The organism is Parasediminibacterium sp. HNIBRBA5674, from assembly GCF_056745525.1.
The window spans coordinates 34,092-48,327 of record NZ_JBQWIE010000027.1 but is presented as its reverse complement, the minus strand read 5'-3'; the positions used below and the strand labels follow the sequence as shown (position 1 = coordinate 48,327).

The window sequence follows — 14,236 nt, the reverse complement described above, 5'->3', positions numbered from 1 at the left end:
ATTTATTAAAAAAAATAAAAATATTTAAACATTTTTTAATTATAGTCTGTAAGGATGCTATAGTTTAATCGTCATTTAATTTTTTTGGCTATCCTGATGATTTTTTACATTCCAATAAATCATATATCGGGCGTCGTGCAATTTATAGAATGGAATAAGTTCTAAATCTTTAAAATTACTAGGTGAAATAAGACTTTTAGCAGTAAAAGTTAGCGGTTTTCCTTTCACAGGTTTTAATTCCGAAGCGAAATTAGCGTCGGATGTAGTAATTACTGGAGCTTCATATGTTGGAATTAGCTTACCAATTGCCTTTTGCGTTCCATTTTCACCGTACAAATTGTCAAGATTGCTGTCGCTTGTTTTTGCAGCCAAAACAATTGGGCCATATAAAAAAGCAGCATATGGAGAGTTGTCTGGCAAATACTCTGCTGTAGTGTGCATTGGCATGTTTAAAGTAATTACATCGCCCATTTTCCATTCCCTTTTTAAAATTATATATGTACCCGGTTGAGCATTAATTTTTTGAGCTTTACCATTTACACGTACTACCATATTACCTGCTTTAACCCATTGTGGATAGCGAACCTGAACGGCAAATACAGATGGCTTAGTTAATTTAAGCTTTAAGGTTGATGTTTCGCTTTCCGGGAAATTAGTTTCCTGAGTTATGGTTATACCTTTTTCTTTCCAATTTAACTGGGATGGTATAAACAGGTTAACAAATAAATCATCCGAATTATGAGCATATATCAACTCACCATATTTTGCGTGATTTTCCATTCCAGTACCTACACAACACCAAAAGTTGGCTTGGTTTGTTGAATAACACCTGTAGTGTTGAGGATGTATGGAGGTAATATATACAAAGCCACCTTTATCAGGATGTTGGGATGATAAGATATGATTGAAAACAGCCCGCTCGTAATAATTAATGTATTTTAAGGCATTGCTATCCGTGTAGAGCATTTTGGTTAACTTCAACATGTTGTAGGTATTGCAAGTCTCAGGGCCAGATGCATCAGCAATCATTAAAGAATAATCGTTTACTGGATAAAAGTGTTCACGAACACTATTGCCACCAAAAGCCACTGTTCGGCGATTTACGACTGTTTCCCAAAAAAATGAAGCCGCATTATGCCATTTTTCATCTCCTGTAAATTGTGAAATACGTTCAAAGCCAATTACTTTAGGGATTTGCGTATTGGCATGTAAGCCATTCAATTTATCCTGACCTTCCTTTAATGGATTTAATATTGCCTTGTGAGAAAATTGCTGTGCTAGCGTCAAGTATTTTTTATTTCCAGTCATGGCATAAACATCTGCTAATACTTCATTCATCCCGCCATACTCAATTTTAAACATTTCTTCAAACTGAGCTTCGGTTAACCCTGAAAAGTTGGTGTAGCACCAATCTGATAGTTTGATAAGCACTTCTTTAGCTTGCTCATTTCCAGTTATTAAATACGCATCACGCAGGCCAGCAAAAGTTTTGTGAAGGTTATACCAAGGCACCCAGTATTTATTTAAACGCCCTATGCCATTTTGAGGTGAGTAAACTCCATTTTTCAACTCTTTCCATAATGGTTTCACATTTGGGATTCCCCCAACATAGCCGTTACCATTTTTAGCCTGACATTCAGCCAAAACAGAAACCATGTAATTTAATCGTCTAAGTAATTCTTCGTTACCCGTTGATTCGTACATAGAGGCCAGAGCGGTTAAATAATGGCCGCCAATGTGCCCATTGAGCCCCATACTTTCCCAATTAGGATATTTGGGTGCCTTTGGTGTTATTCCAGCATCTTCACAAAATGGTGCTAAAAGTCTGTCCGGATCAAGTGCTAACATGTATTTCAAATCAACATCTTGGGCTTGTTTCATAGGCCCGCCCAGCACTTTTACATCTGCTAGTTTAAATAACTCTACTTTTTGATTTTGAGCCGATGCAACATTTACTAAAATTACAACACAAAATAATGACAAATTTATTTTACTATCAACGTGGTTTCTCACCCTTTTACATAATGTATTAATTTTAAACATAGCTTCAATTGGTTGGTATTATTATTCAATTATTAATTAGTATATATTATTTATTGTGGTAAAATTTCAGAAAAAATTTATACTTCTGAATTTTATTGAATCTTCTGAATTCACTTAGCCATATATTCCTGAATTTAATTTATTGATATGATTTTTTTTAGAATGCCACACCAATGTATTTGTAGCAAAATCGGGCAATCTAGCTACACGAATTTGATATGCAATTTTGCTAACATTTCTTTCGGTTGAGCTAATTTTCCTGCTAACTCTTGGGCTTGTAACGCTTATGCCTATTGGGTTTTGCTTATGCTCACAAGTAGTTTCAATAGTTTGCACTTGGGCAAAAATGGGTAAATAAATAAGTAGTAAACTGGCACAAATAATTTGTTTAAGCATCGTTTATAAATTGGCGAATCAGAATTTTAGTTTTTTATTTCTACCTCTAAAACTACGGGCCCAATTAAGCCAGATGGCACTAGTTTATCTGTGGCTTTCCATTGTTTTGACACTGAAAAAGTTCTAAAAGGGATGTTGGTGGGTGGTGCTTCGCCTGCAGTTAACCAACTAGGAAATTCCCTTGGATTTTTTGTGTAAGTGGGTAAGCGATCATCGCCAATTAAACGGTTAACCCAAAGGTTGGTAACCTCTACTTGCAATAAATTTTCGCCAGGTTTTAATGCCGAAGCAATATTGGTTTTAAAAGGTGGCATCCATAAAGTACCAAACTCTTTTCCATTTACAATAACCTTTGCCAGTACTTGTACATTGCCCAAGTTTATATACACTGGTTTATTTTTTTGTAATTGATTAGATGTGATTGTGAAGGTTTTTGAATAAGTAGCCGTGCCAGAAAAATATTTTACTTCATCGGTGCTGTGTAGGCTAAGCGATGCTAAACTATCTAACACAATAGGATTTTTAGGTCCCCATTTTGGGTCAAAATTTACAGTCCATTTGCCATCTAGTTTTAACAATGGTTCACTAAATAATGTAGCTGTAGCAAGGCCTTTGGCAGTAGTTGCTTTTCTAAATACTACAAAACAAGAAGCACCAGCAGTTAAAGGCAACTGCACTTCGGTAAAGCCATTAGATAATGCTTTCCAATTAGAAGCATCGGTAGTTTCGCCAGTGATTGCATCCCAAATTTCAGGTTGCTTACCACTTACATTAAAGGTTAATGTAGCTTCAGTATTTACTTTCTTTTGATTAGAGATAAAATAAAAATCACTGTTGATGGTTTTACGATGATTAAAAAACACTGAGTCAGGTGCGGTACAATCAGCCGGTATGTTTTTAATGGCTGCATCAAATTCTTTAGTATCTTTTATTAAACCTTTATCCCAATAGCGTTTTACTAAGGCTTGTATTTTTTTATCGGCTTCTATATAGTTAGTTAAAGATGGTGACCTTAACGGCCTTGGTGCATAAATTTTTGCTCCTTTATCTGCCAATGCACCAAGTTTTTCAATAGTTTGCAGCAACATCAAATCAGCTCTTTTTAAAAGCAAAACTTTATAGCGGTTTTCTAATAATTTACCATTTGCAGTAACTCTGATATCGCCATTCGCATCAACAGATAAATTTTGTAACGTACCAATACCGCCTAAATCAAAGCTTAAGCCCATTGGCGACTTCATATCAACAGTTTCAACTCCAGATATAAAATTATTGAAGCCCCTTTCATCGCCATAAAGCGTTAAAATATCCGCTTTGTAAATACCTTGTTGCAATATAAATTGGCAACGGGCAATATAATCCATCCAAGATTTTGATTTTGTGTACCAAGTATTGTTTCGATGAAATTGACCACCGTATGGACCAAACGTCATACCTGGTTTTACATCCTCATTAAAAGGTTGATGCACCATGGTATGTAAATAAAACCTGTTTACGCCATTGATAAATGATTTATCGCCAATAGTCTTAAGGGTTTGTGGGCTTTCTCGCCAATCACCTTTTATACTAGTTAAAGCCTCGGCACCTACAATGGTTTTACCACCAAGATGCACACCTGATGAAACAATTTGTGATGTCCATTGCCATAATGTGTTAACACGATCGGTTTCCTGCCAAAATTCTGTCATCGCAATATCAGCAACTAAAGTGGCTGTAGGTGCATCAAAAGAGCCACTGCCGTAGGGTTCAATAGCTAATTTTAATCCTTTTTCATGGCATTTTTCTGCAAAAAATTTAAAATAATTTTTATGCATTAATTCTGCAACAGTAGTACGTAAATCCCACAAAACACGTTCTGTAGTTTCTACATTGTCAATCACACGGCCAGTCATACAAACTAGCTTTGGCATAATATCATAGCCTCTCAATTTCAAAAATTGTGATGCAAAATCATCTGTCCAATTCTGCATGCCTACTTCATAACTATCAATCAAGATATTTGATAAAACTGGTTTTCCACCAGCATCAGCAATTAGTTTTTCAACTATCGCATTCCAATGTAACTCTACCGCTTTACGGCTCAGTTTATCAACCTCTAAGCCACCGCCACCATTTGATGCTGGGCGATTTACAGCAGCTGTTGTGGTATAACCCATTCTAATAATCGTCCAATTACCAGCTGGTGCTATCCAATTTAACTTACCGCTTGCATCCATTTTTGAAGTAAGATCAATTATGCTTTTAGAATCTATTATTGCTTCGGGTGAGAAGGATTTTGTCGCAATAAATTTATTGGGTTTAGCATCTTTAGAATTTAGTGATTTCTCTTTCCAATTTGCTAAACGTAACGTATCATCTAAAGGATTAAGGAAAGCAAATACCGATATATCTTTATAAAAAAAAATACTGTCTTTAGACATACCAGGTTTACCCCTTGATACATTTAATGCTGGTATTTTTAAAGTAATATTTGAAGATGAGCCACCGCTTATTTTGGCTTCGCTCCACACCACCATTTTCATAGATAATTCTGGTGTAATCCACGGCCCACCAGAGCTTGACCAGCCTGAAGCATTGTTAAAACCAGCATCCAAACCCAACCGATTAGCTTCGGATAATGCGAATTTTACCATCTCGTGATATTGCGGTGTGTTATATAAAACACCACCGTTTGGAAAACCGAGACCACCATCAAATTGTTGATAACCAGCGATACCTACAGCCTTCATGGCCTCTAAATCTTTTGTAATACCTTGCTTACTAATGTTTCCGTCCACCCAATGCCACCAAGTATAGGGACGGGCAGATTTTGGAGGATTTTTAAAAGATTGTTCGATGGTTTGGGATTGGCCTTTTAACGATACAATAAATTGAGAGCAGCAAAATACAACTACTATGAGAGAAGATTTCATATTAACAAGTTTTAGGAAAACCCGTTAAAACTAAATATCTACTTTAAAAAAATCATCCTGAACTGTTATGGGATTGATTACATTCTATTGACACTTGTAAGCCAACTAAAGAATTCTTCAACTTTAAAGTTTGCTTCAATAGCTTACAGATAAGTAATTGCCTTACAAAGATTGCGTCTATTCAAGTTCGCTTATGCATTTTGATATATTTATAAATTATACTTTAAAATATTATACAATAAGCTATTTACTTTTCAAGTCTTTAGATGTTGATACAGCAATTACACGCCCTTCTGAACCAACAGCGTTGTAGAAATGATATACAACGCCTTTCCATTTAATAACCCAAGGTTTATGTGCAAATGCCTTATCGTAGCTTTCGCTTGATTCTACCAAATATTTTCCATCCCATTTTGTCCAGTTCACCATATCATACGAGCAAGCAAATGTTTCGAAGGCTCCTGGTTTCCAAAATGCACCAAAATAAAACATTACCCATACATCGCCTATTTTTACAATTTGCGGGTCACCACTTATGCCGTGATTTTGTTGTGTGCCATTTACAATTACAGCAGAATCACCATATCGATGCCAATTGATCATATCGTTAGAAACCGCCATCCCTATTCGTTCACCCTTTTCAACTTCTGGTTGGGTTTTGGCATTATAATACATCACAAAACCCAATCCTAATGATTTCGATTTATCATGAATGATTTGACTTTTGTATAAGGTGAGTTTTTCGAAATGACGAACATCTGCTTGCTTTGATGACAATACTGGATTTTGCGGTACACGATTCCACTCTGTGATTTCTGTGGGATTTTTTGTCCATGCCACACCAATTGAAAGTGGATCGGTTTCGTAACCTTTTTGGGCACCACCTATATACGAAAGCCAGTATTTACTATCATATTTCCCTAATTTGTGCGTACCATTCCACCGATAATCACACAATGAAATACCACCATCTGCTTGCCATGCATCCCAACTTGTATCATTGGTAAATGACAAGATTTTGCCAAGTTTTTCCCAATGTAATAAATCATCGCTTTTTGCTAGATATGTTTGATACCCAACTGTGGGTTTTAACAATTGCACGTACATCATATACCAATGATTTCTATACCTGAATATACTTGGGCAATCGGCTACATCATTTAAACTATCTGCTTTAATTACGATACCATATTTAAACGGTGTTTTTACTTCGTTGTAAATATGCTGCATAGTTATAGAATCTACCATTTTCACACGCATATTAAGTATAGAATTGTTTATAGGCATAGTTTTGCGAGCTTGGGCAAAAATGGTTGCACTTATAAATAAATTACCAAGTAGAAAAGTTGCAATAACTATCAGTTTGTATTTTTTCATAAGTTGAAGTTGTTATTAAATTTTATTGCAAGCTAAATTGGTAATTACCTGAGCCTATTTTTAAGCCAGTTGCTGGAAGACAATTGACGTATTACGAAACACTTTTTTAAATATTCCTATAATTTCTATTTCCCTTTAGGTCCATCATAATCATACTTAAACCAATCTACATCAATAAAGCCTTTTTCCACTGTATTTTTAGAATAAAATCCTACGTTATTAGCTGTAAAACCACTAAATAACAATTGTACCTCGCCCCCAAGGCCATTAAATTCTTTCCCATCCAAACTATAAAAAAACTTGGCAATCCCGTTTTCAACTGTAGAGCGTAGCCAAATGTTTTTCTGTTTAAACTGTGGGCCAGTAACTACGATAATTGGGGTTTTGTTGCTTGTATCACTTTTAAAATAGACATTCATTTGCCCAAACTGATTCTTTTTAACACCAATACAGCTATTATCGTTTGCCGAAATATGTAAACCAGCTTCTTGCCCATTTGCCATATTACTTACGTCAATTTTGGCTGTCATCACATTTCTATATCGCCCCATAAGTCGCTGGCCGATTAAATTTGGTAGCATTTTTAAACTCTCAGCATCAGTTGTGGGAATTGCAGAAATACAAGATTTTAAACGTAAAAAACCTGATCGTTCCGTTAGCGACCATCTCTCCATTTTCGGATTATATTTCCATTCCCATTGCATACCTAATTTAGAGCTGGCAAAATCATCATCACTTGAAGGCGCAGTTATCGGAAAGCCATTAATAGGTTTGTTATTTTCCCAAACAACTTCGCCAATGTCGTCATTATCTGTATCAGTACCAATCAGTGGCCAACCATCTTTCCACGTAACTGGTTCAAGAAATTGCGGTCTGCCTAAGTATCTATTCTCAGGTTTACCCCAAGCTAGTTGATGAATAAACCACCAAGTTCCATTATCTAACTTTAGTAGGGTACCTTGCGAGGGAGATCTATCGGTACCATTTCCATCTTCCATCACAATACGTCCTTCCCAAGGCCCTTCGATGTGTTTAGCTCTATTAAAAATTTGTAACCGTTGCAGATGCCCTTCATGTTGCCTCACATGAGAATTCATTACATAATAATTATCATCAAATTTGTATATCTTATTGGATTCTCCTTGAAGCTGCTTAGTAACCTCAATGCCATTATCAGGCATTTCTAACATTGTGGTTCCATCCCAAGAAAGGGCAAAAATTTTAACTATACCCTTAATTGTTAAAGATATCCAAGCTTTGTGTGTCTCAAAATCCCACAATAAACCTGGATCTGTTGTGTTAATATGTGAGCCATCAGGCCATTTAAGTTCCTCCGGCTCGCTCCAAGGACCTTCCATACTTTTAGCAGTTGCATATTGAATGGTATAAGTATTATCTGGCGCAGGTAAAGATTTACGATTATGACACCAATAAGCAAAATATTTTTCACCATTATACCCAAATCCACTGGCCCAAACTAACAAATTATCCATAGAAGGCTTTCGCCCAATTTCAAAACCTTTATCAAACTTAATAGGTGCTGGCATTATATGATTAGAAAACTCCCAGTTTACCAAATCTTTCGATTTAAGGATAATCATACCTGGTGTAAAGTGTTTATTACTTGACATCATGTAATATGTATCACCTTGTTTAATTACGTCATTGTTTGGGTAATTCGATTCTAAAATCGGATTTTTATATCGACCATTTCCTTGATCGCCCCAAGTTCCAATTTTTTGTTGGGCAATAATTGTTTTACTTATCAATAATGTACCAAGCAAAAAAGTTGCAGTAATTATTAATTTGTTTCTTTCCATTTTTGAAGTTGTTTTAAAATATTATCGCCAGCTAAATTGGTAATTACCTGAGCCTATTGTTAAACCAGTTGCTGGTACTACAATTGACTTATTATCAAGCATTACGTTTTTACTATTTTGTGGAAAAATGATTAATGCGGTTGAATTTGCAGGAATGGAAGTGTTCATTGTAATGTTGCCATCTTTTCGTTCCCATTTATTAGAAATTGTGCCATAAGGCGATTGAAAACTACCTGAAACCCAGTTTAAATCAGGTATTATAGTAGGCTCTACCCTAATGGTTTTAAAGCCTGCATCTTGTGCTTGCAAGCCTACTAAATAACCCATCATCCATTCGCCAGAGCCGCCAAATGTGTAGTGGTTAAATGAGTTCATTTGCGGGCTAAAGAAATTACCATCATCATCTTTACCATCCCAACGCTCCCAAATGGTGGTAGCCCCACGCTTTACCATGCCACCCCAACTTGGTGATTTTTCGTTGGTGATAATTTTTGAAGCTTTGTCTACTAGCCCAATGGCAGTAAGCCCTTGCAGCAAATTGCCAGTGCCATGAAAGTCAGCTAATACATTATAATTATCGTCAATAATTCTACTTTTAAATTGCTGTTTAATCAATTCTTTTTGATTGGGATCGTATAAACCATACCTAGCCACATACGCATAAGCGCATTGCGTATTCGCATCTACGATGCCACTAGGTTGTATATTTTTAGCAATAATGCTTGCTTTGTATTGTGCCGCTAGGTTTGTAAAAGTTGCTACATCTTCAGTATGCTTGGTAATGGTTGCAAAGTCTATCATTTGCTTACTGATGATGTAGCCCATTATCTTACCAATAAATTCTCTGGTAGTTCCCTTTTCTAAGGCTACCCAGTCGCTAATAATTTTGTATGGTGAAACACCTTTTTTGTCTTTCGCTTCAAAATCATTTATTTGTCCTATCAATTTTTCCCATTGAGTCATGTATTTTCTCAGTGCATCGTAGTGCTGAAAAATGGGTTGATTATCGCCATATCGTTGCCAAATGATATTAGGGGTAATCATCATGGCAGCAGACTAATCTAGTTGTGCATTACCAGCACCGGGTTTGTTGCCTGGTGCCCCGTTACTTATATTTCCAGTTCTATCATTTTGTGTTTCTACACAATCTTGAAACCACTTAATAAAAAAGCTTGCCCCATTTTGATTGTAAGCTGATGTTGGCATAAAAAAATGTGCATCACCCACCCAACCATAGCGCTCATCTCGCTGTGGGCAATCAGTCATGGTTTCAAAATAGTTAGACCGTTGGCTCCATAATATATTTTGATACAACTTATTTAATGTGGCAGAAGATGAAGTAAAAGTGCTGGTAATTGGTCCGGCAGAATGTGCAACAATACCACTAAGTATTTCTTTGGTAGGCTTTTTTGTTAACCCAGTAATTTGTACATATCTAAAGCCGTGGTAGGTAAAACGAGGTTCCCAAACTTCTAAACCACCTTTACAAATATACCTATCGGCAGGGTTTGCCCCACGAAGGTTAGCGGTATAAATAGTGCCATTTTTGTTGGTGTCTTCGGCAAAACGCATATCAATGGTTTGACCTGCACTACCTTGTAATTTTAACCTTGCCCAGCCAGCAAAATTTTGTCCAAAATCTATAACACACACACCAGTCTTGGGTTCTGTAATATTTTGAGGTACTAGTTCCATATCAATAGCCACTGGTTGTGTAAGGTGCTGACGCTGAATAAACGTGGCTTTGGTTCGCGGTTCTGCCACTACATTATCCCACAATTTATCATTAAAATTAGTTTTGCTCCAGCCCAATTCTTCAAGGCGAGCATCATAAATTTCGCCATTTAAAATATCCGATTGTTGAATAGCACCAAAAGCTGTTTTCCAAGATTTATCGGTTACAATAGTTTCATGCGAGCCATCCTCATAGTCAATTTCTAACTGCCCTGAAAAGCGAAGTTTATTGCCAAAGTTCTCTCGACCAAACCATAATAAATTACCTCTAAACCAACCATCTGCAAGTGTTGCACTGATGGCGTTTTGGCCAGTTTGCAATGCTTGTGTAACATCGATAGAGATATAGCTGATACGTTTTTCAAACTGAGTCCAGCCGGGTTGCAAACCCGTTTCTGTAAGCCGTTTTCCATTTATATACAAATCTAAAACGCCTTGTGCCGTACTGTGTAAAACAGCAAAACGAATGGCTTTTTGTATAGTAATTTCTTTACGTAAATACACGGCTGGTGGCGAAAAAATATTACTACCAAATTTGGGCAGAAACAGTTTTTCTTTACCCTGCCCAGTTGTGTTGGCTTCGTTTGGCTTGCCTAAAACTTTTACTGGCACCCAATTAGTATCTTCATTTTTTGGGTCCTTCCATAAATCTACTTCTCGGTCGGTGGCTTGCCAGTTTACATTTGAAAAGTAGTTTGTTATTTTTCCAGCTTTATCTTCCATTCTTACAGAAGCGATTATACCAGAATGATCTTTATGATCGCATTCATCTACATTGAAGGAAATGGTATTTTGACCTACTTTTATATAGGGTGTAATATCGAAATAGCTTGGCACCGTTTCAAATCTTCCACCTTGCAAAATTTCAATACCATTAATAAAACAACGAGCTGTAAAATTGGCTTCCATCCCTACCATCACTCTGGCAAAATTTTCGGGCACATTAAAATTTGATCGATAATTAGTTATTGCATTCTTACCTTTTGTAAGGTTAGGGTGCACAATCCAATCAGCCTGTTCAATATTAAACCAGTCGCTACCAAGCGGTGTTGCTAGGTAGGTTTTATCAAACCCAATCCAATCTGCTTTCAGCTCATTATCAGCATCCAATAGTCCTGTAACCCAAAGTGCTGGCTTGCTCCAGTGAGATATACTACCATTTTCGTTTTTAATACGAACACACCAATAATAAGGCGTACTAGATGTAAGTGCTTTGCCGCCATACATTATTAAGTGGCTTTGGTTTGATTGTATCCAATCACTTTTCCAACTAAAATTTGCTTTTTCAGCGTCAAAATTTGTATTGGATTTAAGCACCTGAATTTGATAAGCCGTTTGTTGCAAATTGGCATTATTGCCCATTAACTTCCAAGTAAAACGAGGTTGCTTTACATCAATGCCTACTGAATTTATTTGCTGCTCAACCCATTGGGCTTGCACAGAAAATTGATTATTTGATTGCGCAGAAACTAGTCCATTTGTTGCTACAAAAAAAGAAAACAATACAAGAAAGGCGACGTATTTATTGATTTTCATTGTTGGTAGAATGGCAATTATTTAGAAATAATATAAAATATATCTATTTCCCTAGTCATTTTTTTGTTTCATTAATCCATACAATTGAGCGTCCGCCTCTATTAATTCTGGCATAATTTGGAATGGCCTTAAGTGCTGTACCATCGGTAAATTTGCCACGAATTGCAATGACGCCATTGAGTAGTTTATCATCCCACTCGAAAGTTAATTTTGAATTTCTATCTAACGATGCATCAAGATTCTGATCAACACTCTCAATATTATAAATTAGAGGCCCGTAGCGTAATGCAACACGACCACTATCAGCTTTTACACGATCGTCAGCATGAACACGTTGTACTTGTAATGGTATTTCAAAACTTATTTTATCAGATTTTTTCCATTTGCGATTAATAACTAAATAGCCATCTATAATTTCTGGCTTGACTGCCTTACCGTTTATTAAAAGCGAATTAATACCTGTTACCTCAGGCGAAGCAGTATATAGTTTGCTTATATTTCTATTAGGTATACGAAGGTGAATTGTAAAGGTCTCAGTAGTTGAAGGATTAACAATAACATCAACTTTTCCATTCCAAGGATATTGGGTCTGTTGCTCTATTTCGAGGTTGCATCCAGCAATTGCTCCAACATTTATTGTACTGCCAACATAAAGATTTACAAAAAGATTATTTTCATTTTTCGCATACATCCAAGTAGGTAACTCTAACAATGTACGTGGTATGTTAGCTGCACAACATGGCAAACCGTGCCATTTGTAACGATCTTTAGTTTGGTCTAATGGATTTGTGTAGGTGAATTTATTTGCAGGAAGATCGCTAGCGCCAAGTAAAGCATTGTAAAGTGTTTCTTCAAGTAAATCGGCATATTTAGAGTTTTGATAAGCTAAATTCATCCTATTTTGAAAAAATATTTCACCACAACTTGAACATGATTCGCAATAAGAATTATTTCTAAGCGAATAATTTTTCCCAAACGATTCATGATCTTCACCAGTACCAATACCACCTGTGACGTAGTATTTTTTATTTACAAGATTATCCCATATTGATTTTATTGAGCTTTCATACTCAGCATCTTTTGTTTCCATTGCAATATCAGCCATGGCTGTATAACAATAGGCAGCCATAACTGCATGACCAACTGCTTCGTATTGATGAAGAAGCGGCATATGATTTTGTGCAAGTTCTGCGGGCATATTAGCATCGCCTTTACTTACGTGCAAGACACCACGGATATCTAACAAGTACTTGGATAATTTAATATACTTTTCCCCATTTGAATTACCTTCTACCTCGTTTACCAAACGCCCTAAACGAACCAGTGCAAGTTCTATTTCTTCATGACCTGAATACCATTCTTTTTTAGGCGCTGGCCCAATATTTGAACACCAACAATCTGCTAATTTTTTTGCAGCCTCGTACATTCTTCTGTCTTTTCCGTTCGTCATTTTGTAATGCGCTATTGCAGCCTCCATAAAATATCCTGCAACATAGCCCTCATGCAACACTTGGACAGTCCATCGAGGTGGCGTTTTTTTCTTATCTGACACTGAACCAACTGTAACTCTTGTTTGTAGATAGCCATCAGGTTCTTGCGCTGATAATATTATTGGAATCCATTCATTGATTTTGATGCGAATTTCATTTTGTGCTTTCTTAATATCGGTATCCCCTTGGTTATCTACCATTAAAGCGAGGCACATAGATTCTAATAATTTAAGTGCATAAGAATCAACCCATGGTTGATTGCTTTTAACATATTGATAAGGACGACCCGAAAGTTTATTACGAGCTTCCATAAAATTTTGGATGCCGATTCCTTTAGCTGTATCCTCTAATTGTTTTATACAGTGAGGAATCCAATTTACAATTTGCATTTTAATACGTTCGTTCCAGAAAACGCTGTTAATTTTGTAAGTAGAGAGTGGAATTGGAATTAGATGCGATTTTGTTTCAGGCAAAACAACATGCGCTTTAAAAGTTGTAGAATAACTTTTATTTAAGTTATTAACAGTAATTTTAAATACATAATCACCCGGTTTTACAAATTTGGCTGAAGTATTTTTTGCTGATTTATTGGCAATTATTACCTCACCTGGACCAGAAACGACATCCCAACTTACTGAATTATTCGAATCTATTTTATCACAAGTTAAATAGGTTTGGGCAGGCAATACAACTACTCTATCTGCAATAGAAATCGTAGTATCAAGTAATGCGACATCTACATTTTTACAACGCTTACTTGTGAACCCGATTAGAGAAAAAGGTACAAGAAATAAAAATATAATTTTTGGGTTAAATCTTGAAATTATAAGTTTTTTTTTCATAATATTTATCTTATTTAATTAACAATACATTTATTTTAATATAAAATCCCTACCTGTATTTATTTTTCCAATACGTATAAAGCCTT

At 36.0% G+C, this 14,236-nt stretch carries 7 protein-coding genes and 1 pseudogene; all 8 read right to left on the bottom strand.

The window, feature by feature from the left end:
* Positions 1-75: 75 nt before the first annotated feature.
* A complete protein-coding gene (locus tag ACT9TX_RS13490) occupies positions 76-2,043 on the bottom strand; it encodes a glycoside hydrolase family 127 protein (RefSeq protein WP_481338951.1) in 1,968 nt (655 codons plus the stop codon).
* A gap of 114 nt (positions 2,044-2,157) precedes the next feature.
* Complete coding sequence (locus ACT9TX_RS13485) at positions 2,158-2,439, bottom strand: glycoside hydrolase family 78 protein (RefSeq protein WP_481338949.1); 282 nt, start codon at positions 2,437-2,439, stop codon at positions 2,158-2,160.
* A 26-nt stretch (positions 2,440-2,465) separates the two neighbouring features.
* Entirely contained in the window at positions 2,466-5,351 is a 2,886-nt protein-coding gene (locus tag ACT9TX_RS13480) for a glycosyl hydrolase (protein WP_481338947.1), read from the bottom strand.
* Between the two features lie 243 nt (positions 5,352-5,594).
* Positions 5,595-6,728 (bottom strand): glycoside hydrolase family protein, encoded by a 1,134-nt coding sequence (locus ACT9TX_RS13475; protein WP_481338945.1) that lies wholly within the window; start codon positions 6,726-6,728, stop codon positions 5,595-5,597.
* A 125-nt stretch (positions 6,729-6,853) separates the two neighbouring features.
* On the bottom strand, positions 6,854-8,548 hold the full coding sequence (locus tag ACT9TX_RS13470) for a glycoside hydrolase family 43 protein (protein ID WP_481338943.1): 1,695 nt from the start codon (positions 8,546-8,548) through the stop codon (positions 6,854-6,856).
* A gap of 21 nt (positions 8,549-8,569) precedes the next feature.
* Positions 8,570-8,875 carry an alpha-L-rhamnosidase C-terminal domain-containing protein gene (locus ACT9TX_RS13465; RefSeq protein ID WP_481338971.1) on the bottom strand — a complete coding sequence of 102 codons (306 nt, stop codon included), beginning with the start codon at positions 8,873-8,875 and terminating at the stop codon, positions 8,570-8,572.
* Between the two features lie 6 nt (positions 8,876-8,881).
* Positions 8,882-11,818: pseudogene (locus ACT9TX_RS13460) on the bottom strand (family 78 glycoside hydrolase catalytic domain); the annotation flags it as partial.
* Positions 11,819-11,873: 55 nt separating this feature from the next.
* Complete coding sequence (locus ACT9TX_RS13455; protein ID WP_481338941.1) at positions 11,874-14,150, bottom strand: glycoside hydrolase family 127 protein; 2,277 nt, start codon at positions 14,148-14,150, stop codon at positions 11,874-11,876.
* Positions 14,151-14,236: the final 86 nt, after the last annotated feature.

Excerpts from the sequence above, each read along its gene's own strand:
- ACT9TX_RS13490 (WP_481338951.1), bottom strand. The coding sequence starts at position 2,043 with ATGTTTAAAATTAATACATTATGTAAAAGGGTGAGAAACCACGTTGAT.
- ACT9TX_RS13485 (WP_481338949.1), bottom strand. The coding sequence starts at position 2,439 with ATGCTTAAACAAATTATTTGTGCCAGTTTACTACTTATTTATTTACCC.
- ACT9TX_RS13480 (WP_481338947.1), bottom strand. The coding sequence starts at position 5,351 with ATGAAATCTTCTCTCATAGTAGTTGTATTTTGCTGCTCTCAATTTATT.
- ACT9TX_RS13475 (WP_481338945.1), bottom strand. The coding sequence starts at position 6,728 with ATGAAAAAATACAAACTGATAGTTATTGCAACTTTTCTACTTGGTAAT.
- ACT9TX_RS13470 (WP_481338943.1), bottom strand. The coding sequence starts at position 8,548 with ATGGAAAGAAACAAATTAATAATTACTGCAACTTTTTTGCTTGGTACA.
- ACT9TX_RS13465 (WP_481338971.1), bottom strand. The coding sequence starts at position 8,875 with ATGGGTTATTTAGTAGGCTTGCAAGCACAAGATGCAGGCTTTAAAACC.
- ACT9TX_RS13455 (WP_481338941.1), bottom strand. The coding sequence starts at position 14,150 with ATGAAAAAAAAACTTATAATTTCAAGATTTAACCCAAAAATTATATTT.